The sequence below is a fragment of the Rhizobium sp. BK591 genome (genome assembly GCF_014195045.1).
Taxonomy (GTDB): Bacteria; Pseudomonadota; Alphaproteobacteria; order Rhizobiales; family Rhizobiaceae; genus Rhizobium; species Rhizobium anhuiense.
In genome coordinates, this window is the sequence record NZ_JACIAZ010000004.1 from 467,034 (window position 1) to 489,514 (window position 22,481).

General features: G+C 61.4%; 21 protein-coding genes, 1 tRNA gene and 1 riboswitch. Of the genes, 16 read left to right on the forward strand and 6 right to left on the reverse strand.

Annotation, left to right across the window (positions count from 1 at the left end; genetic code table 11):
- Positions 1 to 121 precede the first annotated feature (121 nt).
- The 6 genes from FHX10_RS20460 to phoB all read left to right on the forward strand — a co-directional run bounded on the left by FHX10_RS20460 (position 122) and on the right by phoB (position 6,536).
- Complete coding sequence (locus FHX10_RS20460) at positions 122 to 1,156, forward strand: substrate-binding domain-containing protein (protein ID WP_047617056.1); 1,035 nt, start codon at positions 122 to 124, stop codon at positions 1,154 to 1,156.
- A 162-nt stretch (positions 1,157 to 1,318) separates the two neighbouring features.
- Positions 1,319 to 2,800 (forward strand): phosphate ABC transporter permease subunit PstC, encoded by a 1,482-nt coding sequence (gene pstC / locus FHX10_RS20465; protein ID WP_097544946.1) that lies wholly within the window; start codon positions 1,319 to 1,321, stop codon positions 2,798 to 2,800.
- Positions 2,797 to 4,116 carry a phosphate ABC transporter permease PstA gene (gene pstA / locus FHX10_RS20470; protein WP_028756988.1) on the forward strand — a complete coding sequence of 440 codons (1,320 nt, stop codon included), beginning with the start codon at positions 2,797 to 2,799 and terminating at the stop codon, positions 4,114 to 4,116. Before pstC ends, pstA begins: the two co-directional genes overlap by 4 nt.
- Positions 4,117 to 4,131: 15 nt before the next feature.
- Positions 4,132 to 4,947, forward strand: coding sequence for a phosphate ABC transporter ATP-binding protein PstB (pstB, locus tag FHX10_RS20475; RefSeq protein WP_003556197.1), 816 nt, complete (start codon positions 4,132 to 4,134; stop codon positions 4,945 to 4,947).
- A gap of 44 nt (positions 4,948 to 4,991) precedes the next feature.
- Positions 4,992 to 5,705: a phosphate signaling complex protein PhoU gene (phoU, locus tag FHX10_RS20480; RefSeq protein ID WP_028756987.1), complete on the forward strand. Its 714-nt coding sequence runs from the start codon at positions 4,992 to 4,994 to the stop codon at positions 5,703 to 5,705.
- Positions 5,706 to 5,852: 147 nt separating this feature from the next.
- Entirely contained in the window at positions 5,853 to 6,536 is a 684-nt protein-coding gene (gene phoB, locus FHX10_RS20485; protein WP_003545181.1) for a phosphate regulon transcriptional regulator PhoB, read from the forward strand.
- 259 nt (positions 6,537 to 6,795) lie between these two features.
- On the opposite strand, the gene FHX10_RS20490 is transcribed toward phoB, so the two are convergent.
- Positions 6,796 to 7,329: a GcrA family cell cycle regulator gene (locus tag FHX10_RS20490; RefSeq protein WP_028756986.1), complete on the reverse strand. Its 534-nt coding sequence runs from the start codon at positions 7,327 to 7,329 to the stop codon at positions 6,796 to 6,798.
- 423 nt (positions 7,330 to 7,752) lie between these two features.
- On the opposite strand from FHX10_RS20490, the gene FHX10_RS20495 reads away from it, so the two are divergent.
- The 4 genes from FHX10_RS20495 (at position 7,753) to FHX10_RS20510 (ending at position 11,709) form a co-directional block, all read left to right on the forward strand.
- Complete coding sequence (locus tag FHX10_RS20495; protein ID WP_063474742.1) at positions 7,753 to 8,952, forward strand: aspartate aminotransferase family protein; 1,200 nt, start codon at positions 7,753 to 7,755, stop codon at positions 8,950 to 8,952.
- A gap of 40 nt (positions 8,953 to 8,992) precedes the next feature.
- Positions 8,993 to 9,907: an ornithine carbamoyltransferase gene (argF, locus tag FHX10_RS20500; RefSeq protein WP_028756221.1), complete on the forward strand. Its 915-nt coding sequence runs from the start codon at positions 8,993 to 8,995 to the stop codon at positions 9,905 to 9,907.
- Positions 9,908 to 9,996: 89 nt separating this feature from the next.
- A complete protein-coding gene (locus FHX10_RS20505) occupies positions 9,997 to 10,989 on the forward strand; it encodes an Hsp33 family molecular chaperone (RefSeq protein ID WP_028756984.1) in 993 nt (330 codons plus the stop codon).
- Positions 10,990 to 11,169: 180 nt separating this feature from the next.
- On the forward strand, positions 11,170 to 11,709 hold the full coding sequence (locus FHX10_RS20510; protein WP_409527297.1) for a hypothetical protein: 540 nt from the start codon (positions 11,170 to 11,172) through the stop codon (positions 11,707 to 11,709).
- A 135-nt stretch (positions 11,710 to 11,844) separates the two neighbouring features.
- Here the strand turns inward: FHX10_RS20510 and apaG are convergent, their stop codons facing one another.
- Together apaG and FHX10_RS20520 are read right to left on the reverse strand one after the other, a co-directional pair.
- A complete protein-coding gene (gene apaG / locus FHX10_RS20515; RefSeq protein WP_184390229.1) occupies positions 11,845 to 12,237 on the reverse strand; it encodes a Co2+/Mg2+ efflux protein ApaG in 393 nt (130 codons plus the stop codon).
- 266 nt (positions 12,238 to 12,503) lie between these two features.
- The gene (locus FHX10_RS20520; RefSeq protein ID WP_132573625.1) at positions 12,504 to 13,688 is read right to left on the reverse strand and encodes an O-succinylhomoserine sulfhydrylase; all 1,185 of its coding nucleotides are present in this window, start codon (positions 13,686 to 13,688) and stop codon (positions 12,504 to 12,506) included.
- Between the two features lie 42 nt (positions 13,689 to 13,730).
- Positions 13,731 to 13,809, reverse strand: a riboswitch (SAM riboswitch).
- A gap of 73 nt (positions 13,810 to 13,882) precedes the next feature.
- Here FHX10_RS20520 and FHX10_RS20525 point away from each other — a divergent pair.
- Both FHX10_RS20525 and FHX10_RS20530 read left to right on the forward strand, forming a co-directional pair.
- Positions 13,883 to 14,977, forward strand: a complete 1,095-nt coding sequence (locus tag FHX10_RS20525; RefSeq protein ID WP_183906137.1) for a 2'-deoxycytidine 5'-triphosphate deaminase — start codon at positions 13,883 to 13,885, stop codon at positions 14,975 to 14,977.
- Positions 14,978 to 15,036: 59 nt separating this feature from the next.
- Positions 15,037 to 15,110, forward strand: a tRNA-Gly gene (locus tag FHX10_RS20530).
- 52 nt (positions 15,111 to 15,162) lie between these two features.
- Here the strand turns inward: FHX10_RS20530 and FHX10_RS35210 are convergent.
- From FHX10_RS35210 to FHX10_RS20540, 3 genes are all read right to left on the reverse strand, one after another.
- On the reverse strand, positions 15,163 to 15,546 hold the full coding sequence (locus FHX10_RS35210) for a helix-turn-helix domain-containing protein (RefSeq protein ID WP_312862884.1): 384 nt from the start codon (positions 15,544 to 15,546) through the stop codon (positions 15,163 to 15,165).
- Positions 15,488 to 16,192, reverse strand: a complete 705-nt coding sequence (locus tag FHX10_RS20535; protein WP_246780760.1) for a hypothetical protein — start codon at positions 16,190 to 16,192, stop codon at positions 15,488 to 15,490. The genes FHX10_RS35210 and FHX10_RS20535 overlap by 59 nt, the downstream gene beginning before the upstream one ends.
- Before the next feature lie 165 nt (positions 16,193 to 16,357).
- Entirely contained in the window at positions 16,358 to 16,945 is a 588-nt protein-coding gene (locus FHX10_RS20540) for a TetR/AcrR family transcriptional regulator (protein ID WP_127430984.1), read from the reverse strand.
- A gap of 98 nt (positions 16,946 to 17,043) precedes the next feature.
- Here FHX10_RS20540 and FHX10_RS20545 point away from each other — a divergent pair, with 98 nt between their 5' ends.
- The 4 genes from FHX10_RS20545 to FHX10_RS20560 all read left to right on the forward strand — a co-directional run bounded on the left by FHX10_RS20545 (position 17,044) and on the right by FHX10_RS20560 (position 22,466).
- Positions 17,044 to 18,159, forward strand: a complete 1,116-nt coding sequence (locus FHX10_RS20545; protein ID WP_127430983.1) for an efflux RND transporter periplasmic adaptor subunit — start codon at positions 17,044 to 17,046, stop codon at positions 18,157 to 18,159.
- Entirely contained in the window at positions 18,159 to 21,287 is a 3,129-nt protein-coding gene (locus FHX10_RS20550; protein WP_183906138.1) for an efflux RND transporter permease subunit, read from the forward strand. The genes FHX10_RS20545 and FHX10_RS20550 overlap by 1 nt, the downstream gene beginning before the upstream one ends.
- Positions 21,287 to 21,946 carry a TetR/AcrR family transcriptional regulator gene (locus FHX10_RS20555; RefSeq protein ID WP_028757375.1) on the forward strand — a complete coding sequence of 220 codons (660 nt, stop codon included), beginning with the start codon at positions 21,287 to 21,289 and terminating at the stop codon, positions 21,944 to 21,946. The genes FHX10_RS20550 and FHX10_RS20555 overlap by 1 nt, the downstream gene beginning before the upstream one ends.
- A gap of 76 nt (positions 21,947 to 22,022) precedes the next feature.
- Positions 22,023 to 22,466, forward strand: coding sequence for a MarR family winged helix-turn-helix transcriptional regulator (locus tag FHX10_RS20560; protein WP_097594934.1), 444 nt, complete (start codon positions 22,023 to 22,025; stop codon positions 22,464 to 22,466).
- Positions 22,467 to 22,481: the final 15 nt, after the last annotated feature.

Here is a 22,481-nt window from a genome sequence, read left to right on the forward strand (position 1 = left end):
CATCGCTTTGACATAAAAGGACGGTGCTTAAACCGCTAAGAGAGTCTCGCCGATGAAAAAAGGCACTGCGAGGGCCTCTCTACAGGCCGCACTCACACAAGCCCAATGCCGGGAGATTTACATGAACACCTTCAAGCTCACCGTTGCCGCGCTCGCTGCAACTGCTGCTTTCGCTGGCGCTGCCGTCGCCCGCGACCAGATTCAGGTTGCTGGTTCGTCCACCGTCCTGCCTTACGCAAAGATCGTTGCCGAGTCCTTCGGCGAAACCTTCACCAACTTCAAGACGCCGGTCGTTGAATCCGGCGGCACGGGCGCTGGCCTGAAGGAGTTCTGCAAGGGCGTTGGCGAAGACACCATCGACATTGCAAACGCCTCGCGTCCGATCAACAAGAACGAAGCCGAAGCCTGCAAGGCTGCCGGCGTGACGGATATCCAGGAAGTCAGGATCGGCTACGACGGCATCGTCTTCGCAACCGACGCTTCCAACCCTGACGTTGCCTACGTTCCTGCCGACATCTACAAGGCCCTCGCAGCCCAGGTCGTCGTCGACGGCAAGCTCGTCGCCAACCCCTATAAGAAGTGGTCGGAAGTCAACCCGAAGCTTCCCGCTGTTGATATCGCTGCCTATATCCCGGGCGAAAAGCACGGCACGCGCGAAGTCTTCGAACAGAACGTTCTCGCCGCCGGCTGCAAGGCTTCTGGCGCAACCGACGTCATCGCCAAGGAAATCTCCGACAAGGCGGCCCAGGGCAAGGCCTGCGTCGCAGTCCGCAAGGACGGCGTTGCTGTCGACATCGACGGCGACTATCCGGAAACCCTGGCACGCATCGCCGCCAACAAGACCGGCGTCGGCGTATTCGGCCTTTCCTTCTATGAAAACAACGCCGACAAGCTCAAGGTTGCCAGCGTAAACGGCATCGTTCCCTCGACGGAAACGATCGCGAACGGCACCTACCCGGTTTCCCGCCCGCTGTTCTTCTACGTCAAGAAGGCACATCTCGGCGCCGTTCCGGGCCTGAAGGAATACGTCAACTTCTTCGTATCCGACCAGATGATCGGCCCTGACGGCCCGCTCGTCGAATACGGCCTGGTTGCCGCTCCGGATGCCGAGCGCGAAGCGATCCGCAAGGACGTCGAAGCCGGCAAGTCCATGTAATCACTTTGCCGGCGCGGTGCCTTCAGGCCCGCGCCGGCATTGCCTTATCCCTCGCGCCGGCGTTTTCGGTGCTGCGGGTTAAATTCATTCCGCATGATTGGAAGCTGAAGGCAGGCTGTGAAGCTGCCGGGCTTTGGGGCCACGGGCTTGGGGACGTAACGAATGAGCACATCCATCATACTTTTGTGCCTTGTGGTGATCGGTGCCGCCGCCTATCTGGTCGCGCGAAGCCGGGCCACGGCGCTTGCCGGAGGCAGATCCTCCGCATTGCATTCACGGCCGGCCTATTACGGCGCCTATGCCGCGATCTGGGCTGTTCTTCCCGCCCTCATCGTCCTCTGCGTCTGGCTCTCCGTCAGCCCCGGCATCATCCAGTCCTCGGTTCGCAGCGCCTTCCCTGCCGACGTCAAGGCTCAGGCCTCGGTCGAGCAGGATCTTGGTTATTCGATGGTGGCGACGGTCGCCCGCGGCCTGACGATGCTGACTTCGGATGAAGCCGCGGCAGTCGCCAACGATCCGGCCGCCCTGCAGGCCAAGCTCCTCGAAAAGGGCGTGCCGCTCGCCGGCCAGCCGCAGCCCTACATGGTCGATGCCGCCAAGACGCTGAACGCCAAGAGCATGACGAGCCGCCTCGCCATGACCGCGATCGTCTTCATTCTGGCTGTATCAGGCGCCTTCTATGCGCTGCGTTCCATCGCCCCGCGCTTCCGCGCCCGCAACCGGGTCGAGCGCGTCATGCTCTGGGGCCTGCTGCTCGCCTCCTCGATCGCCATCCTGACGACGATTGGCATCGTGCTTTCGATGCTGTCGGAAGCCGCCCGCTTCTTTGCCGTGGTTCCCGCCGCCGACTTTTTCTTCGGCACCGTCTGGGATCCGCGCTTTGCCGGCGCCGGCAGCTCCTCCTTCGGTCAGTTCGGCCTGATCCCGCTGCTGCTCGGCACGGTTTACATCGGCCTGGTCGCCATGCTGGTCGCCGTGCCGGTCGGCCTCTTTGCCGCCATCTACATGGCCGAATACGCCTCGCCGAAGGTGCGCGGGGTCGCCAAGCCGCTTCTCGAAGTGCTCGCCGGCATTCCGACGATCGTCTACGGCTTCTTCGCGCTCGTCACCGTCGGCCCGTTCCTGCGCGATTTCTCCGCCCAGATCAGCGGTCTTTTGTCCGGCAGCTATTCGAATTTCATCCAGGCGCAGAGCGTTCTGACGGCCGGCATCGTCATGGGCATCATGCTGATCCCCTACGTCTCCTCGCTGTCAGACGACATCATCACCGCCGTGCCGCGGGCCCTGCGTGACGGTTCGCTCGGTCTTGGCGCCACCCGCTCCGAAACCATCAAGAAAGTCGTCTTGCCGGCAGCCCTTCCCGGCATCGTCGGCGCATTGCTGATGACCGCCTCGCGCGCCATCGGCGAAACCATGATCGTCGTGCTGGCCGCCGGTGTTGCCGCCCGCATCCAGATCAACCCCTTCGAGCCGATGACGACGGTGACCGTCAAGATCGTCAACCAGCTGACCGGCGACCTCGAGTTCACTTCGCCGCAGACCCTGGTTGCCTTTGCCCTTGGCATCACGCTGTTCTGCATCACGCTTTGCCTCAACATCTATGCGCTCTACATCGTGCGCAAATACCGGGAGCAGTACGAATGACGGATATTGTTTCTCCCGCCGGCGTCACCGTTTCCAAGGCGCCACCGCGCCGCGATATCGGCATCAAGCGCCGCTATGCCGCCGAGCGCCGGTTCCAGGCCTATGGCATCGCCGCCATCACCTTCGGTCTCGTCTTCCTCTTCATCCTGCTGTGGACGGTGATCGGCAAGGGCTACACCGCCTTCCAGCAGACGGCGATCACCCTGCCGATCGAATTCTCGGAGAAGACGATCGACCCGAACAACAAGCGTGCGACCGACCCTTCGGTGCTGATCGCCGCCAACTATCCGGTTCTCCTGCGCGACGCGATCGTCAAGCAACTGAACATCAATGCCGCAAGCCGCCCTGATGTGCGCGATGCCTCGGCCATGCTGTCGAAGAGCGCCCCGATCCAGCTGCGCGACATGGTCATGTCAGACCCGTCGATCATCGGCAAGACGGTCAATGTCACGGTGCTTGCCGACGCCAATGTCGACAGCGCCAACAAGGGCCAGATCGATCTTTCGGTCGATGAGAAGAACCGCAAGGTCAACGACAAGCAGGTTGGCTGGATGAACGAGCTGAAGGCGAGCGGCGCTCTTCACAAGCAGTTCAACACCGGCCTCTTCGTCAACGGCAACTCCAGCCGTCCGGAGGCCGCAGGCCTTGGCGTCGCCCTCATCGGCTCGCTCTACCTGATGCTGATCGTGCTGGTGCTGTCGCTGCCGATCGGCGTCGCCGCCTCGATCTATCTCGAGGAGTTTGCGCCGAAGAACAAGCTGACGGACCTGATCGAGGTCAACATCAACAACCTCGCCGCGGTTCCCTCGATCGTCTACGGTCTGCTCGGTCTGTCCGTCTTCATCAACTTCATCGGCCTGCCGCGCTCGGCGTCGCTGGTCGGCGGCCTGGTGCTGACGCTGATGACCCTGCCGACGATCATCATCGCCACGCGTGCCGCTCTTCGCGCCGTGCCGCCGTCGATCCGCGCCGCAGCCCTCGGCCTCGGCGCTTCCAAGATGCAGATGGTGTTCCACCACGTTCTGCCGCTCGCCATGCCCGGCATCCTCACCGGCACGATCATCGGCCTGGCGCATGCGCTCGGCGAAACCGCGCCGCTGCTCCTGATCGGCATGGTCGCCTTCGTCGCCAACGCGCCGACGACGCCGCTCGATCCCTCGACGGCTCTGCCCGTACAGGTCTATATGTGGGCCAACGAGGCCGAACGTGCCTTCGTCGAGCGTACTTCGGGTGCCATCATCGTTCTGCTCCTGTTCCTGATCGTCATGAACATGGGCGCCATCCTCTTGCGTCGTCGCTTCGAGCGCCGCTGGTAAACGGAGTTAAACATCATGAACATGTTGACGGAAGCTGCAGTTGAAAAGGCGCTGGATCACAAGATGAGCAACGTCCCGTATAAGATGATCGGAAAGGATGTCTCGGTTTACTACGGCGAAAAGCGCGCGCTTTTCGATGTGAACCTGAACATCCGCGAAAACACCGTAACCGCCCTGATCGGCCCGTCCGGCTGCGGCAAGTCGACCTTCCTGCGGAGCCTCAACCGCATGAACGACACGATCGACGGCTGCCGCGTCACCGGCAAGATCACGCTCGACACCGACGATATCTATGATCCGGATATCGACGTCGTCGAACTTCGCGCCCGCGTCGGCATGGTCTTCCAGAAGCCGAACCCATTCCCGAAGACGATCTACGAAAACGTCTCCTACGGCCCGCGCATCCACGGCCTGGCCAAGTCGAAGGCCGATCTCGACCAGATCGTCGAGACCAGCCTGCAGCGCGCCGGCCTCTGGAACGAGGTCAAGGACCGCGTGCATGAATCCGGCACCGGCCTGTCCGGCGGTCAGCAGCAGCGCCTCTGCATTGCCCGTGCCGTCGCCGTCAGCCCTGAGGTCATCCTGATGGACGAGCCCTGCTCGGCGCTCGACCCGATCGCCACCGCCAAGGTCGAGGAACTGATCCACGAGCTGCGCGAGAACTACACGATCGTCATCGTCACCCACTCCATGCAGCAGGCCGCGCGCGTCTCGCAGCGCACCGCCATGTTCCACCTCGGCAATCTCGTCGAGGAGAACGACACCGACAAGATGTTCACCAATCCCGACGATCCGCGCACCCAGGACTACATCATGGGTCGCTTCGGCTGATCCTGGCGTCACCAAGCCTTTCCGTTATTCGAGGATAAAGCCCCATGGCATCGACACATATTTATTCTGCCTATGATGATGATCTGAAGTTCCTGTCCAGGCGGATTTCCGAAATGGGCGGCCTGGCCGAGCAGATGGTCGCCGAAGCCGTGCGGGCGCTGGTCAACGGCGATACCGCGCTGGCGCAGAAGGTCATCTCCGACGATGTGATCCTCGATCACGCCGAACGCGAAATCGGCGACAAGGCGATCGTCACCATCGCCCGCCGTCAGCCGATGGCCGCGGACCTGCGCGAAATCATGGGTTCGATCCGCATCGCCGCCGATCTCGAACGCGTCGGCGACCTCGGCAAGAACACCGCCAAACGCGTCATCGCCGTCCAAAGCACCGGCGTTCCCCGCAAGCTCGCCCGCGGCCTCGAGCATCTCTCCGAGCTGGCGCTCGTCCAGCTCAAGGAAGTGCTCGACGTCTACACCAATCGCTCCGCCGACAAGGCGAACGCGATCCGCGAACGCGACAACGAGATCGACGCGATGTACACCTCGCTGTTTCGCGAGCTCCTGACCTACATGATGGAAGATCCGCGCAACATCACCAGCTGCACGCATCTTCTCTTCTGCGCCAAGAACATCGAGCGCATCGGCGACCACGCCACCAACATCGCCGAGACGATCTTTTACATGGCGACAGGTGCGCAGCCGGAAGGCGATCGTCCGAAAGACGACAGCGCCAACACCGTCGGCGCGGTAACCGAATAACCGCCCGGGCCGGACGGCCGGGCTAGAAGCTTGCGTGCGCGCCCATCCGGGGCGCGCAAAGAGGTCGCAGCCAATTCTGAATTTGCGCAGGGTGCATTGCTTGAACCATCCCCGGTTCAAGGATCATGCGCGAGGAGACCGACACGCATGATCCCGAGAGTTGCAGTTGTTGAAGACGAGGAAGCCCTGAGCGTGCTTCTTCGCTACAATCTCGAAGCGGAAGGCTTCGAGGTCGATACTATCCTTCGTGGCGACGAAGCCGAAATGCGGCTTCAGGAGCGCACGCCCGATCTGCTCATCCTCGATTGGATGCTGCCTGGCGTCTCCGGCATCGAACTCTGCCGGCGCCTGCGCATGCGGCCGGAAACCGAGCGCCTGCCGATCATCATGCTGACGGCGCGCGGCGAAGAGAGCGAGCGCGTCCGCGGGCTTTCGACGGGGGCCGACGATTATGTCGTCAAGCCCTTCTCGACCCCCGAGCTCGTTGCCCGCGTCAAGGCGATGCTGCGCCGCGCCCGTCCCGAGGTGCTGTCGACGGTGCTGAAATGCGGCGATATCGAACTCGACCGCGAAACCCACCGGGTCCATCGCAAGACCCGCGAAGTCCGCCTCGGCCCCACCGAATTCCGCCTGCTGGAATTCCTGATGTCGTCGCCGGGCCGCGTCTTCTCCCGCTCGCAGCTTCTCGACGGTGTCTGGGGCCACGATATCTATGTCGACGAACGCACCGTCGACGTCCATGTCGGCCGCCTGCGCAAGGCGCTGAATTTCTCCAACATGCAGGACGTCATCCGCACCGTCCGCGGCGCCGGTTATTCGATGGAAGCCTGAGGGCCTCCATTCTGATTGCTGACAACGTCGCTCGAGCTAGCGTCTGCCCCTCACCCTAACCCTCTCCCCGTAAAACGGGGCGAGGGCACGTGCCCTGCGAGAGGTCAGCGGGGAACGGAGAGGTCGGGCATATCCCCTTTGCCCTGCAAGCGGGGAGAAGGTGCCGGCAGGTGGATGAGGGGCAGCCATCCGCGCGAACCAATAACTACAAAAAAACGGGCCAGTCGGCCCGTTTCTCATGTGCGGCGATGTTACCCGCTCAGCTGGCCCGCGCTGCTGCCCGGCGGCGTTCGTTGACCGGCTGGTAGGCAAGCTTCTGGTGATAGCTGCAATAGGGCGAATTGTCGGGGGATTCGCAGCCGCAGAAGTGGAAGTCGTCCTTCAGCGGATCGCCGACCGGCCACTTGCAGGTGCGTTCGGTCAGTTCCGTCAGGCCGAGGCGTCGGGAAATCGGAACGACCACGTTGCCTCTCGGCACGTATTCCATTTCCTCGATCGTTTCGATCTCGATCTCTTCCTTCAGCATCGTCGCGCCCTGCTGGCGGGTAACGGTGCGAGTGGCGACCCGTGAGGCGTAGTTCGGCGCGCGCGGCGCAGAAGTATTGCGTTTCGGCGTTCGGGCGGCATTGGCGGTACCGCCGGCCTTGGCACGGCCGGGGAGGCTCAGCCGATGCACCTTGCCGATGACCGCGTTTCTGCTGACGCCACCAAGTTGTGCCGCGATCTGGCTGGCGCTCAGTCCTTCGGCCCAGAGCTTCTTGAGTTTCTCGACCCGCTCGTCTGTCCAGTTCATGCCCTGTCTCCACCTTTTGCGTTGGTGATGGCAGAATCCCTCACCGTTGTCCCGGAAGGCTCCGAAACAAGAAACGCTTGATCAATTTTGGTGACTAGTTCCGCCGCATGCAGTCTAGTAATTGAACTTTAACCTAGTGTGAGGCTGACTCCGTGACAAGAGTCGCATGAATCCGGATGAATCGAATTTCAAGTTTTCCCCAACTTGCTGCCCCGGCGTGGCATTTCTGCAATAATGCCTGTTGAGGACGGATAATGCTGCTGTACAAGCTTGCTGCATGCGCTAAGGGCGCAGTTTTGTTGACATTGCAGCGCGAAAAGGAAATAGTGCCAGTCGCCGCCGCAAGGCGGCATTTTTGATTTTTCGGGCCTGGTTTTCTTAGCCGGAGTCCGGAGCTTGATAACATCGATGGGAGATCGCGCTATGGCTGAAGCCGCGCCGCTTTATGACACCTATTCTCGTGCCCCGTTGCGGTTCGAGCGAGGCGAGGGCGTGTGGCTGATCACCGAAAGCGGCGAGCGATATCTCGATTTCGGCGCCGGCGTCGCCGTCACTTCGGTCGGCCACAGCAATCCGCATGTGGTCGGCGCGCTGAAGGAGCAGGCCGACAAGGTCTGGCATCTCTCCAACATCTATGAGATCCCCGGCCAGGAGCGCCTGGCCAAACGGCTGACCGACGCCACCTTTGCCGACAAGGTGTTCTTCACCAATTCGGGCGCCGAGGCGCTCGAATGCGCGATCAAGACGGCGCGCCGTTATCAGTATTCCAAGGGTCATCCCGAGCGCTTCCGTATCATCACCTTCGAGGGCGCCTTTCACGGCCGGACGCTGGCGACGATCGCCGCCGGCGGCCAGGAGAAATATCTTGAGGGCTTCGGCCCCAAGGCGCCCGGTTTCGATCAGGTGGCTTTCGGCGACATCGAAGCGGTGCGCGCCGCGATCACCGATGCCACGGCCGGAATTCTCATCGAGCCGGTGCAGGGCGAGGGCGGCGTGCGTCCGGCCACCCCCGAATTCATGAAGGCGCTTCGCCAGATCTGCGACGAAAATGGCCTGCTGCTGATCCTCGACGAGGTCCAGACCGGGGTCGGGCGCACCGGCAGGCTCTTCGCCCATGAATGGTCGGGCGTCACCCCCGACATCATGGCGGTCGCCAAGGGCATCGGCGGCGGTTTCCCCCTCGGCGCCTGCCTTGCCACGGCAGAGGCTGCCTCCGGCATGAAGGCCGGCACGCACGGCTCGACCTATGGCGGCAATCCGCTCGCCATGGCCGTCGGCAGCGCCGTGCTCGACATCATTCTCGCCGATGGCTTCCTCCAGCAGGTGCGCGACGTCGCGCTTGTCTTCCGCCAAGGCCTGGCCTCGCTGAAGGACCGTTATCCCGATGTGATCGAGGATATCCGAGGCGAGGGGCTGTTGCTCGGCGTCAAGGCCGCCATTCCCTCAGCCGAACTGCTGCAGGCGATCCGCGCCGCCCATCTGCTCGGCGTGCCCGCCGGCGACAATGTCATCCGCCTTCTTCCGCCCCTCGTGGTCACCGCCGAGGAAGCCCGCGAGGGCCTTGCCCGCATCGAGCGCGCTGCCGAGAGCATTCGCGCCTCCAAGGTCAAGAAGACGGCTTGAAGGGATTGCCGCCTGCGGGCGCAGCACAGGTAACAAGACTATGGCTCCTAAACATTTCCTCGATCTTTCGGCGGTCACGTCAGCCGATCTCAGAACCATCATGAACGATGCGCTCGCCCGCAAGCAGGCCTTCAAGGCCGGCACGGGCGATAAGCCGCTCGCCGGCAAGATGCTGGCGATGATCTTCGAGAAGCCGTCGACGCGCACCCGCGTTTCCTTCGATGTCGGCATGCGCCAGCTCGGCGGCGAAACGCTGTTCCTGTCCGGCACCGAGATGCAGCTCGGCCGCGCCGAGACGATCGGCGACACCGCCAAGGTGCTGTCGCGTTATGTCGATGCGATCATGATCCGCACCACCGAGCATTCCAGGTTGCTGGAGCTTGCCGAGCATGCGACCGTGCCCGTGATCAATGCGCTGACGGATGACACCCATCCCTGCCAGATCATGGCCGATATCATGACCTTCGAAGAGCATCGCGGCCCGATCAAGGGCAAGACCATCGCCTGGACCGGCGACGGCAACAATGTGCTGCATTCGCTGGTCGAAGGGGCGGCGCGCTTCGGCTATCGCATGAACATGGCCGTGCCCCTTGGCTCGGAGCCCAAGGATCACTATCTGAACTGGGCCCGCAATGAGGGCGCCGAAATCATGCTCTGCCATGATGCCGACCGTGCGGTCGCCGGCGTCGATTGCGTGGTGACCGATACCTGGGTCTCCATGAATCAGGAACATCGGGCCCGGGGTCACAATGTCTTCCAGCCTTATCAGGTCAACGCGGCTTTGATGGCGAAGGCCGGCAATGATGCATTGTTCATGCATTGCCTGCCTGCTCATCGTGGTGAGGAAGTGACGGACGAAGTGATCGACGGTCCGCAATCCGTAGTCTTCGATGAGGCGGAAAACCGCCTTCATGCGCAGAAGTCGATTCTTGCTTGGTGCCTGGGCGCGATCTGAACCATAATCTGGTGTCGCGAGTCACACACTCGCGACCGCGCGAGCGAAGGCCACGCTGGGCTGTCGCTTGAAAACTAGGAGTGAAAGCCATGGCAGAAGCTGCAGCCGCCCTCGGCCAGTTTGATTTCGCCGGCGATGATCATGTCGTCCCTTTTCAGGTGGAGGGTCTGGATGTGCGCGGTCGCGCCGTCCAGCTCGGCCCGATGCTCGATGCGATCCTCGAGCGCCATCATTACCCCGCTCCCGTCGCCCGGCTGCTTGCCGAAGTCGTCGTGCTGACGGTGCTGCTCGGCACCTCGCTGAAATTCGACGGCAAGTTCACGGTGCAGACCAAGGGCGATGGCCCGGTCGATCTTCTCGTCGCCGATTTCTCGACGCCGGAAAATGTCCGCGCCTATGCCCGTTTCGATCAGGCGCTGCTCAACAAGGCGATTGAAGCAGGTGAAACCGAGCCGGAGCAATTGCTCGGCAAGGGCGTGCTCGCCTTCACCATCGACCAGGGCAAGTTCGGCCAGCCCTATCAGGGCATCGTCGCGCTCGACGGCACTTCGCTGGAGGAGATCGCCGGCGTCTATTTCCGCCAGTCGGAGCAGATCCCGACGCGCGTGCGCCTGGCCGCGGCCGAACTCTTCGATCGTGACGAGGCGGGCAAGCCGCGCCATCGCTGGCGGGCAGGCGGCCTTGTCGCCCAGTTCCTGCCGGAGGCGCCGGAGCGCATGCGCCAGCCGGATCTCCACGGCGGCGACGGCGACACCGGCAACCGCCCGCATGGCGAGGACGATGCCTGGGTCGAAGCCCGTTCGCTGGTCGAGACCATCGATGCGGATGAACTGACGGATCCGCTGGTCGGGACCGAACGGCTGCTGTTCCGCCTGTTCCATGAGCGCGGCGTCCGCGTCTACGAACCGCGCGCCGTCTTCGACCGCTGCAGCTGCTCGCGGGAGAAGATCAAGGGCGTGCTGAAGGGCTTTTCGGCCGAGGAGATCGAAGCCAGCCAGGAAAACGGCGAGATCGCCGTGACCTGCGAATTCTGCTCGACCACCTACCGCTTCGAGCCGGCCGAGCTTCAGCCAGCGGAGTAGGCACGGTTAAGGACACGCACAGCGAACAATAAAAGATTAGCGATGATGCAGCACGGTGACTCGACTTTGCGTAGTCACTGTGCACCTATTCTGTTTCTTGGTTGTGGCCTAAGAAAGCGGGATGGGGCGTTGATGCGACTTTTGTTTTTTGTACTCGCACTCATAGCTGCGATGCCCCGAATGAGCTTGGCTGATGACGAGACAGTCCCATGGAAAGAGGTCGGGGGCTGGAGCGTGGCTGTCGACCCGACTTTAGACAATGGCTGTTTTGTTCTGACTTCCTTTGATGACTACACCATTTTTCGTCTTGGCTTCAATTTCCGCAAAAAGGACAACCCTCTTTACATTCTGCTCGGAAATCCAAACTGGAAATCCTTGGAGAAAGGTAAGCATTATCCCATCGAATTCTCGTTCGACCAGTCTAAACGGACGGCTGATGCGAGAGGTCTGGATCTCCCCGGCTTCAAATCATTATGGATTGATTTCAATGATCCCGACTTGATTGAAGAGTTCGCTGGTAAACTGAGTTTCCGCGCCAGCCTTAGAGGAAAGCAGATTGTTGCCCTCGGTTTGAAAGATTCCGCCAGGGCAGCGGATGAGTTGCTCGCCTGCCAAAAGGCGGTAAACGATGCCGTCGCAAAACATCCGGCGCCGCCACAATCAAAAGATCCGTTCGAAGCAAAGCCAGGCACCCAGGCATTGGATCCTTTTGACCTTTAGTAGATTGATGACTGGGCAAGGCCGAGGATCTACGACCGAGGGTACGGCGTCCATGTTGGTACTGACTGGAAGGCTGCAGCCGGCCGGATCCACGCGCAGTGCTTGCACTGACGAAACGACCGCGAACCTACGCTCTCAATTGAGCACGCGCAGCAGCCCAGGCGAATCCAGCGAGAAGGCGGGGATTTCGACATCGAACATCTCGCCTTCGTCCGTTTCCATCTGGTAATGGCCGAACATCAGCCCGGAGGGGGTGTCGAGCGGGCAGCCGGAGGAATATTCGTAGGTGTCGCCGGGGCTGAGCCGTGGCTGTTCGCCGACGACGCCCGGGCCCGTCACTTCGTCCACCAGTCCGTTCTGGTCGGTGATATTCCAGTAACGGTTGACCAGGCGAACGGCTACGCCGGAATTGTTGCTGATGACAATCCGGTAACCCCAAACATAGCGGTCGTCATCCGGATCGGATTGCTCCTCCAGATAGAATGGTTCGACCACAACTTCGATATCTCTTGTGAGGGCGCGATACATGCCTTGCACCTTAGTCAAGATATGTTACCCGTATCTTATAAGAGGCCCTGTCCGTCAAGAAACGGAACGTTGATCGTCACTGAAACAGTCATGATCGAAGGGTTTTTCGATCGTTAAGCCTAATTGTCAGTGTTAATTCCAGTTCGGAACGCCGGCACGGCCGTAGTTGTTCCCCCGGCCGAACTCCAGTGAGATCCGGCGAGCCGAACCCCAGTGAGATCCGGCGAGCCGAACCCCGAGTGAGGTCCGGCTGCCATTGTCGTCGATCAGGCCGAAACCTTGGCAAGCGCCCGCGCGAAATCCTCGATCAGATCGTCGGTATCCTCGATGCCGGCCGAAAGCCGCACCGTGCCCGGAGAAATGCCGAGTTCGGCGCGCGCCTCCTCCGTCAGGTTCTTGTGCGTCGTCGTTGCCGGATGGGTGATCAGGCTCTTGCTGTCGCCGAGATTGTTGGAGATCTTGACGATCTCCAACGCGTTCTGCAGGGCAAAGGCCGCTTCCTTGCCGCCCTTGAGCTCGAAGGCGACCAGCGTCGAGCCGCCGGTCATCTGCTTGGCGATGATATCGGCCTGCGGATGGTCCTTGCGGCCGGGATAGATCACCTTGGCGACCTTGCCCTGCTCGGCGAGGAAATCGGCGATCTTTGCCGCATTCTGCGTCTGCTGGCGCACGCGCAGCGGCAGCGTCTCGATGCCCTTCAGCAAAGTCCAGGCATTGAACGGCGACATGGCCGGGCCGGTATGGCGGAAATAGTCGTGCAGGTTCTCGTCGATCCATTCCTTGTCGGCAAGCACGACGCCGCCGAGGCAGCGGCCCTGGCCGTCAATATGCTTGGTGGCGGAATAGACGACGATATGGGCGCCGAGCTCCAGCGGCTTCTGGAACAGCGGCGTGGCGAAGACGTTGTCGACGACGACCTTGGCGCCGATCTGGTTGGCGAGCTTGGCCACGCCTGCGATATCGATCACTTCGAGCGTCGGGTTGGTCGGGCTTTCCAGGAAGAACACCTTGGTCTTCGGCGTGATCGCCTTTTCCCAGTTGGCCAGATCCCGGCCGTCGATCAGCGTGCAGTCGATGCCGTATTTCGGCGCCAGCGTCTCGACCACCCAGCGGCAGGAGCCGAACAGGGCGCGCGCGGCGACGATATGATCGCCGGCCTTCAGCTGGCAGAGGATCGCCGCGGTGACGGCCGCCATGCCGGAAGCGGTGGCGCGGGCATCCTCCGCGCCTTCGAGCATGCACATGCGCTTTTCGAACATGTCGTTGGTGGGGCTGCCGTAGCGGGCGTAGATGAAGCCCTCCGTCTCGCCCTTGAAGCGGGCTTCGGCCGCTTCCGAGGTCTCATAGACGAAACCCTGCGTGAGATAGATTGCCTCGGACGTTTCGCCATATTGCGAACGCAGCGTGCCGCCGTGAACGAGTTGGGTTGCGGGGCGCCAGGACTTGCTCATGCCATCACCTTCACATAACAAAAAAACCGGTCGCAAAAGCAGACCGGTTTCAACCCGGTCTTTTTAGCCACTTGTTTAACGTGGCTGCAAGCCGACCGGCCAAATCACCACGGGATAATTCTGCAATACTGCTGTTAGCTGCTTGCGTCAATTCCCCGAGTTTGGTTTTGTCGGCGGCAAATGATGGATGAGGCATGATGGCTCGTGAAACGGGAATTCTGGCGGATCGCGCGATCTCCGCGCTGTTCGAAACGGAGCGTCTGATCTCCGAACGGGAGCTGGACCGCGACCAGATCCAGCCGGCAAGTCTCGACCTGCGCTTGGGCGCCAAGGCCTTTCGCGTTCGCGCCAGCTTCATGCCCGGCCCCTCGCATCTGGTGTCGGACAAGCTCGACCGGCTGAGCCTGCATGTGATCGACCTTTCCGAGGGCGCGGTGCTCGAGACCGGCTGCGTCTACATCGTGCCGCTGATGGAGAGCCTGGCGCTGCCGGCCGACATGTCGGCCTCGGCCAACCCGAAGAGCTCGACCGGCAGGCTCGATATCTTCACCCGCGTCATCACCGATTACGCCCAGGAATTCGACAAGATCCCGGCCGGTTATTCCGGCCCGCTCTATCTCGAAATCAGCCCGCGCACCTTCCCGATCGTGGTGCGCCGCGGCTCGCGCCTGTCGCAGATCCGCTTCCGCGTTGGCCATTCCCTGCTCGGCGAGCCGGAACTCTTGAAGCTGCATGAAAGCGAGACGCTGGTCGCCAGCAAGCGGCCGAACGTATCGGGCGGCGGCATCGCGCTGTCGATCGATCTGGCCGGCGACAAGGACGGCCTGATCGGCTATCGCGGCAAACATCACACCGCCGTTGTCGATGTCGACAAGAAGGCCCAGCATGACATCTATGATTTCTGGGAGCCGCTCTACAGCCGCGGCCGCAACGAGCTGATCCTCGATCCCGACGAGTTCTATATCCTCGTCTCGCGCGAGGCCGTGCATGTGCCGCCGGATTATGCTGCCGAGATGACCCCCTTCGATCCGCTGGTCGGCGAATTCCGCGTCCATTATGCCGGCTTCTTCGATCCGGGCTTCGGCCATGCGCCCGCCGGCGGGCGCGGCAGCCGCGCCGTGCTCGAAGTACGCAGCCACGAAGTGCCCTTCATCCTCGAAGACGGCCAGATCGTCGGCCGCCTCGTCTACGAACACATGCAGGAAAAGCCCGCAAGCCTCTACGGCTCCGGCCTCGGCTCGAACTACCAGGCCCAGGGCCTCAAGCTCTCGAAGCACTTCCGCATCTGAGCCTTCCCGGCGGCCACGACTTGACAGCGGCCCCTATCTGTTGGAAATCTCGCTTCATCGCGGGTGTAGCTCAATGGTAGAGCAGCAGCTTCCCAAGCTGAATACGAGGGTTCGATTCCCTTCACCCGCTCCAGCTACATCCATCCCACCGTCATCGATAGAAATGCGAAGACCCAGAAGTCGGCTTAGAGCCTGCCTCGCCTTATATCGGCTGCTGCGGAGCGAGATGAGACGACCTCAGATTTCCGCCTGAGGGTTTCCCGAGGACTTTCCCCGTAAACGGACCCGTACAGCGCAGAAAAACGGCCGGCGTGCAAGAATCCCCACTTCAGGCAGATATCCCGGATGCTCTGTTGGTTCGACCGATCCAGAAGGTCCAATCGAGCGGCGCGTAGTCGTAGAGTTCTCAAGTAACTTGCTGGTGTAGCTTCCTTGAAGGTCCGGAAGCCGTTTTCCAAGGTGCGAACTGAGACGTTGGCAGATTGAGCGATCATCGAGATGGTGATCGGCTTAGCGATATTCGCCTGCATGAAATCTATAGCCCGACGAACGTGCCGTGGAGCGGGCATAAACGGACTCCGTTCCAGTCGCTGAGAGTAACGATGGGGTATCAATCGAATGAGCAAATGAGTGAGTGCTTGATTGAGATTGACCATTGCTATCGGCGAATGAAGCAAGATGGCGTGCTCCAAGCATACCATCCATTATAGTCTCGACGAGATTCTTGATGAGATGTGCGGAGGCGCTTGATCCATCAACGAGGGGGGACAGGTCTAACGATCCGACAAGAGGGGCTTCAAACAGCTCCCCGAACGCTTGGCAGATCTGGCCCCAATGTAAAAAGAGTTTCTGCGATCGATGGAGCGTTCCCCGCACGAGGAAGCGATCCGCCTCGCGGCTTTGCCCAAGTAGCATCTGGCCCGGTGACGCTGTTGTCGTGGTTTGCCGTCGCGTCATGCCGGAAATGCCGTCTCGCGGCACATGGATGGTAAGCCATTCCGGTGTGTCCGAGGTAGCCCAAAGGTTCCACTCTCCATTGCATGCGAGATCGACAACCGTCATCGCACCGTGAGAACGTGCATCAGCGGACCAATTAAAGCCTAGAAGCGTATGAACCGGCGATGCGTCAAAGGGAGCAGATCCGAGGAATGTTTCTAACATTCCGTCGAAGTCTGCGCCGGTCCATCGTGAGGTCAATGCGGAATTATGAATCATGCGAGCCTGCTGAATTCGCGGGTGGCAGTGTGATGACGATGCGACGCACGCGTTCTCCGGCGGTGAATCGTTCCATACGCCCGAGCGAGGGTGAGGCTAATGGTCAACTCCAGGATGCGGCGATCTGCGAGGTGGAAGAGACATCCCACCGACGGAGCCGAGATCTCATTCTTCGTCTGTGCCGCTCGCAATGTGCTTGACCGCATCGGACGCGGCTTCGAGGAGGCGCTCCGACATGCCCCGGTCAGTCATGATGCGGGAGATCGTCACCGCGCCTACCATGAGGGAGAGGATGACCATGGCCCTGTCATAAGGTTCCGTGCCGTCCGATGCCGGGATCAATTCGTCGAGAATCTGGAGGTGAGCCTCTATGCCGTGCTGGAATGGAGCCCGCACCTCCTCGCTCTGACGCGCCGCGTCGGCCCCAAGTGCGGCGAGGGGGCAACCATCGCCTTTCTCTTCCCGGTGCCCGGCCGAGAGATACATGCCGACAACCGCGTCGAAGGGATCGGCGCTTCCGGCGGCAACCCTAGACCATCTGCGGATGGCGTTCTCCATCGCTCGCCCGGATGCCAGTGCCACAAGATCATCCTTCGATTCGAACTGCTTGTAGAACCCGCCTTGGGTGAGACCGGCGCCTTTCATCAAATCCTTCAGCCCGATGCCGTCGAAGCCATGCTCCCGGAAGAGCCGGCTTGCGACATTGATCACCGTTTCACGATTGGCCTCGGCCTGAGCGCGACTGACTCTCATAGCGATCTCCAGTTAGATTTCATTTGACATCTATATCAGAATTAGAGTTAGATCGCAATCTAATTTAAATGCTGCGCCCGTCAAGAAGGCTTACTGACATGAACCGCAAAATCCTCCTCGCCTCATTCGGCCTCCTGGCAGCCGCCGGCGCCACGGCATTCTTCTTTGTCGGGGTGTCCTCGGAAGGAAGCGCACAAGCCGCCGATCCCCGCACTACACCGCCATTCGTCAAACTGGTTGAGGCAAAGAGGCCGGAGACCGCCGAGCGCAGCTTCACCGGCACCATCGCCGCCCGGGTGCAAAGCAATCTCGGTTTTCGTGTGCCCGGCAAGATCGTGCAGCGTTATGTCGACGTCGGCGTGCAGGTCAAGGCCGGTCAGCCGCTGATGCGCATCGACGAAACCGATCTGCGTCTCGCCCTGACGGCGAAACGAAACGCCGTCGCCGCAGCCGAGGCTGTGCTGACCCAGGCGCAAGCAGACGAGACACGCTACGCCGCTCTGGTGAAAAACGGATTGGCCGCGACGCCGCAGCGCTATGAGCAGGCAAAGGCAGCGCTTGACACCGCTACCGCGCAGCTTGCCGCGGCGCAAGCGGACGCCAAGGTCGCGGAAAACGAGGCCGCCTATTCCGTCCTGGTTGCCGACACCGATGGAACGGTTGTCGAAACGCTGGGCGAGCCGGGGCAGGTCGTGACCGCGGGACAAACCGTGGTCCGGCTCGCACAGGCCGGCCCGCGTGAAGCGCTGGTCTGGCTTCCGGAATTTCTCAGGCCGCAGCTCGGCGAGATCGCCGATGCCAGCATCTACGGCAACGAAAGCCGGCAGGACAAGGCCCGGCTTCGCCAGATCTCCGACGCTGCCGATCCGCAAACCCGCACCTATGAGGCACGCTGGGTTCTGGATGGCGCCGCAGCGTCGGCGCCGCTGGGCGCGACGGTGACGATCAGAATCGCCAACGGCGGTAGTCAATCGCATGCCGCGGTGCCGGTCGGCGCCGTATTGGACGATGGCAGGCGCACCGGCGTCTGGGTCTTCGACCAGGCATCGTCGATCGTCCACTTCCGGCAAGTGAAAATCGAACAGATGGGTGAGGAGGTTGCGGTGGTTTCCAGCGTCAATGCAGGCGAGCCGGTCGTCGCTCTCGGCGCCCATCTGCTGCAGGACGGCGCCAGCGTGCGCGCCACGGTAGAACAGGCAGAGGCGGCAAACTGATGAACTTCAATCTATCCGCGCTCGCCGTTCGCGAGCGGGCCGTCACCCTGTTCTTCATCGTTCTGCTGGCCGCCGCCGGCGCCTATGCCTTCGTCAAGCTCGGGCGCGCCGAGGACCCGTCCTTCACCATCAAGACCCTGACCGTGACAACGGTGTGGCCGGGCGCGACAGCGCGCGAAATGCAGGATCTGGTCGCCGAGCCGCTCGAAAAGCGCCTCCAGGAACTCACCTGGTACGATCGTGTCGAGACGACGACGCGGCCCGGTTATGCCTTTTTGACCGTCACCTTGAAGGACAGCACGCCGGCCACGGCCGTCGAGGAGGAATTCTATCAGGCTCGAAAGAAGCTTGGAGACGAGGCCCGCAACCTGCCCGGGGGCGTGCTCGGTCCCTTTGTCAACGACGAGTACGCCGATGTCAGCTTCGGGCTTTATGCGCTGAAGGCCAAGGGCATGCCGATGCGCGAGCTTGTGCGCCAGGCCGAGGTGATCCGCCAGGATCTTCTGCATGTGCCCGGCGTCAAGAAGATCAACATCCTCGGAGAGCGGCCCGAACAGATCTTCGTCGAATTCTCCTATGCCAAGCTCGCCACCCTCGGCATTTCGTCACAGGACATCGCGGCCGCCTTGCAGCGGCAAAACACCGTGACGCCGGCCGGATCGATCGATACGCGTGGGCCCCAGGTGTTCATTCGCTTCGATGGCGCCTACGACAGCATCCAGGCGATCGCCGACACGCCGATCGTCGCCGCCGGACGCACCTTGAAGCTCTCGGATTTTGCCGAAGTGCGGCGCGGTTATCAAGATCCGGCCACCTATCTCATTCGCCATGACGGCGAGCCCGCCATCATGCTTGCCGCGGTGATGCAACAGGGCTGGAACGGTCTGGAACTCGGCAAGGCGCTGGAAGAAAGATCCGCCGCGATCGCAAAGACCTTGCCGCTCGGCATGACCCTCGCCAAGGTCAGCGACCAGGCCGTCAACATCGACGAAGCCGTCGGCGAGTTCATGCTGAAATTCGCCATGGCGCTCGGCGTCGTGTTGTTCGTCAGTCTCGTCAGCCTCGGTTGGCGTGTCGGCATCGTCGTGGCTCTGGCCGTTCCGCTTACCCTTGCCGTCGTCTTCCTCATCATGCTGGAAACCGGCCGGTTCTTCGATCGCATCACCCTTGGTGCGCTCATCCTGGCGCTCGGCCTTCTGGTCGACGACGCCATCATCGCCATCGAGGTGATGGTGGTGAAGATGGAAGAGGGGATGGATCGCATCAAGGCGGCCGCCTATGCCTGGAGCCACACGGCAGCACCGATGCTGTCGGGCACCCTCGTGACGATCATCGGGCTGATGCCGGTCGGCTTTGCCCGGTCGACCGCCGGCGAATATGCCGGCAACATCTTCTGGGTCGTCGGCTTTGCCCTGATCGTCTCGTGGATTGTCGCGGTGATCTTCACGCCCTATCTCGGCGTCAAGATGCTGCCGGCGATCAAGCCGGTCGAAGGTGGCCATCACGCCATTTACAACACCCCGAACTACCGGCGCCTGCGGCGGGTTATCGAATTCACAGTGCGCCACAAGTTCGTCACCTGTGCGGTGGTCGCCATCGTCATGGGGATCTCCGTCGTTGGAATGGGCGGGGTGAAAAAGCAGTTCTTCCCGACGTCGGACCGTCCCGAAGTCCTCGTCGAAGTCCGCCTGCCCGAAGGCACCAGCATCGAGACGACGACGGCAACGGTCGAGAAGCTCGAAGGTTGGCTGCAGAAACAGCCGGAGGCAAAGACCGTCACCAGCTATGTCGGGCAGGGCGCTCCCCGCTTCTTCTTTGCCATGGCGCCGGAATTGCCGGACCCGTCTTTCGCCAAGATCGTCGTGCTGACCCCTGACGCTCACACACGCGAGGTACTGAAGCTTCGGCTGCGCGCGGCCATTTCGGATGGGCTCGCCCCTGAAGCCTATGTCCGCGTCACCCAGCTCGTCTTCGGTCCTTACACGCCGTTTCCGGTCGAGTTCCGGATCACGGGCCCGGATCAGGAGCAACTGTACCAGATTTCCGACAAAGCTCTCGCTATCATGAAGAGCGTGCCGGATGTTCGCCAGGCAAACCGCGATTGGGGCAACCGCACGCCCGTGCTGCGTTTCGTTCCCGACCAGGATCGGCTGAACCTGATCGGTCTGTCGCCGGCCGAGGCAGCCCAGCAGATGCAATTGCTGCTGAGCGGAATTCCGATCACCGAGGTTCGCGAAAATATCCGCAACGTGCCTGTCGTTGCACGCAGTGCCGGCGGCAACCGGCTTGATCCCTCACGATTGGCAGATTTCTCGCTGATGAGCCGGGATGGGCGACAGGTTCCGCTCGATCAGATCGGCCACTCGGAAATCCGGTTTGAAGAGCCGATCCTGAAACGCCGCGATCGAATGCCTGTCATTACGATCCGGTCCGATATCAACGAAGCGACACAGCCGCCGGAGGTCTCAGCGCAGGTTATGAAGGCGCTTCAGCCGCTGATTGCCTCGCTTCCCCTGGGATATCGCATCGAGATGGGCGGAAACATCGAGGAATCACTGAAGGCCAACAACGCCCTCGTCAAGATCTTCCCGGCGATGATTGCCGCCATGCTGATCGTAATCGTTTTGCAGGTCCGTAGCCTGTCGACGATGACCATGGTCATGCTGACAGGGCCGCTCGGTCTTGCCGGGGCGGTTCCGGTCTTGCTGCTCTTCGATAAGCCTTTCGGCTTCAATGCCATTCTCGGATTGATCGGGCTGGCGGGAATTCTGATGCGCAACACTTTGATTCTGACGGAACAGATCAAGGAGAATAAGGCAGCCGGACTCGACGATTATCATGCCGTCATCGAGGCGACGGTGCAGCGGACGCGTCCGGTTATTCTGACAGCCCTTGCCGCTGTGCTTGCCTTCATTCCTCTCACGCACTCGGTGTTCTGGGGGTCGATGGCTTACACGCTGATCGGCGGAACGGCGGTCGGCACGGTGATGATCCTGCTCTTCCTTCCGGCCCTCTACGCTACCTGGTTCCGCATCAAGCCGACGAAAAACGAAAGCCATGAAAATTCTCCGAAGGAGGTAGAGTTACCCAAGGAGGTGGAGTTGCCGACGTCAATGGCTGCCGAGTGATGTTCTCCGGCGGCGGCGACGACTTTTGCGGGTCCGGAAGTGACCTTGAGCAGGCGCGGACGCGGATACTCGAGGTGGCGGAAAGGTATTTTCGGCGGATCGGCTATCATAAGACGTCGGTCGCCGACATCGCCTCCGAACTCGGCATGAGCCGCGCCAATATCTATCGCTTCTTTCCCTCGAGGACGGCGATCAACAGTTCGGTCTGCGGACTGGTTGTCAAAGACGTTGCTGAAATCGCTCTGGCGATCGCGCGAACGGATGCGCCGGCGAGCAAAAAGCTGGCGGATCTTTTGACCGCCATCCACCGGCACAGCACGAGAATGCTGGTGGAGGACAGACCGATGCACCAGTTGCTCGTCGCCGCCACGGACGGAAGTTGGGCGACCATCAACGCGCATAATGAGCAGATCCTGGCAATCCTCAAAGCGCTTGTCCGCGAGGGTCTGCAGACAGGCGAGTTCAAGGTCGAAGACGCCGATGAAGCCGCGCGCGGTATCATCACTGCGTTCCTGCCGTTCTTCCGTCCGGTTCTGGTCGAGCAGCGGGTTCAGGAGGGAGGGGCCACCGCAGTCGGCCTCCATGCCCAAATCCGCTTCATCATGAAAGCGCTCGGCACGTCGGACCGCGAGACCTCCCTGAACGCGATAAGCGCCTAATTTAGCGCTGCCGACCTTGTTCTCTTCGACAAAGGCATTATCTAGTGCACTAGATAAAAGCACACTAGATGAAACCATGTCGAACAACGAAATCGCATCCCGCCGCGCGGTCGGCACCCAACTTTCGTTTGCGCTCTATGGCGCGGCCAACCGGATGGCGCGCCTTCACAAGCCATTTTTGCAGCCGCTCGGTCTAACATTCCCGCAATACCTGGTGATGCTTGAACTTTACGGCGGTACGCCCCGCGCCGTTGGAGAGTTGGGTTTGAAGCTCGATATGGACACCGGCACGATCACGCCGCTGCTGAAGCGCCTGGAATCGGCCGGCATGGTGACCCGGACGCGCGATCGTAACGACGAGCGGCGGGTGCTCATCCATCTTACCAAAGCCGGTGAATCCCTGCGTGAGGCGCTTTGGGCCGTCACCGACAAAATCAAAACCGCCTGTCAGCTCACGGACGAGGGGCTGGCCGATCTGCGCGACACGCTGCACGCATTCGCGCGTCCCGCCCGCGATTGAGGCGGGCTTAGTTCC

Excerpts from the sequence above, each read along its gene's own strand:
- FHX10_RS20460 (WP_047617056.1), top strand. The coding sequence starts at position 122 with ATGAACACCTTCAAGCTCACCGTTGCCGCGCTCGCTGCAACTGCTGCT.
- pstC (WP_097544946.1), top strand. The coding sequence starts at position 1,319 with ATGAGCACATCCATCATACTTTTGTGCCTTGTGGTGATCGGTGCCGCC.
- pstA (WP_028756988.1), top strand. The coding sequence starts at position 2,797 with ATGACGGATATTGTTTCTCCCGCCGGCGTCACCGTTTCCAAGGCGCCA.
- pstB (WP_003556197.1), top strand. The coding sequence starts at position 4,132 with ATGAACATGTTGACGGAAGCTGCAGTTGAAAAGGCGCTGGATCACAAG.
- phoU (WP_028756987.1), top strand. The coding sequence starts at position 4,992 with ATGGCATCGACACATATTTATTCTGCCTATGATGATGATCTGAAGTTC.
- phoB (WP_003545181.1), top strand. The coding sequence starts at position 5,853 with ATGATCCCGAGAGTTGCAGTTGTTGAAGACGAGGAAGCCCTGAGCGTG.
- FHX10_RS20490 (WP_028756986.1), bottom strand. The coding sequence starts at position 7,329 with ATGAACTGGACAGACGAGCGGGTCGAGAAACTCAAGAAGCTCTGGGCC.
- FHX10_RS20495 (WP_063474742.1), top strand. The coding sequence starts at position 7,753 with ATGGCTGAAGCCGCGCCGCTTTATGACACCTATTCTCGTGCCCCGTTG.
- argF (WP_028756221.1), top strand. The coding sequence starts at position 8,993 with ATGGCTCCTAAACATTTCCTCGATCTTTCGGCGGTCACGTCAGCCGAT.
- FHX10_RS20505 (WP_028756984.1), top strand. The coding sequence starts at position 9,997 with ATGGCAGAAGCTGCAGCCGCCCTCGGCCAGTTTGATTTCGCCGGCGAT.
- FHX10_RS20510 (WP_409527297.1), top strand. The coding sequence starts at position 11,170 with ATGAGCTTGGCTGATGACGAGACAGTCCCATGGAAAGAGGTCGGGGGC.
- apaG (WP_184390229.1), bottom strand. The coding sequence starts at position 12,237 with ATGTATCGCGCCCTCACAAGAGATATCGAAGTTGTGGTCGAACCATTC.
- FHX10_RS20520 (WP_132573625.1), bottom strand. The coding sequence starts at position 13,688 with ATGAGCAAGTCCTGGCGCCCCGCAACCCAACTCGTTCACGGCGGCACG.
- FHX10_RS20525 (WP_183906137.1), top strand. The coding sequence starts at position 13,883 with ATGATGGCTCGTGAAACGGGAATTCTGGCGGATCGCGCGATCTCCGCG.
- FHX10_RS35210 (WP_312862884.1), bottom strand. The coding sequence starts at position 15,546 with ATGCCCGCTCCACGGCACGTTCGTCGGGCTATAGATTTCATGCAGGCG.
- FHX10_RS20535 (WP_246780760.1), bottom strand. The coding sequence starts at position 16,192 with ATGATTCATAATTCCGCATTGACCTCACGATGGACCGGCGCAGACTTC.
- FHX10_RS20540 (WP_127430984.1), bottom strand. The coding sequence starts at position 16,945 with ATGAGAGTCAGTCGCGCTCAGGCCGAGGCCAATCGTGAAACGGTGATC.
- FHX10_RS20545 (WP_127430983.1), top strand. The coding sequence starts at position 17,044 with ATGAACCGCAAAATCCTCCTCGCCTCATTCGGCCTCCTGGCAGCCGCC.
- FHX10_RS20550 (WP_183906138.1), top strand. The coding sequence starts at position 18,159 with ATGAACTTCAATCTATCCGCGCTCGCCGTTCGCGAGCGGGCCGTCACC.
- FHX10_RS20555 (WP_028757375.1), top strand. The coding sequence starts at position 21,287 with ATGTTCTCCGGCGGCGGCGACGACTTTTGCGGGTCCGGAAGTGACCTT.
- FHX10_RS20560 (WP_097594934.1), top strand. The coding sequence starts at position 22,023 with ATGTCGAACAACGAAATCGCATCCCGCCGCGCGGTCGGCACCCAACTT.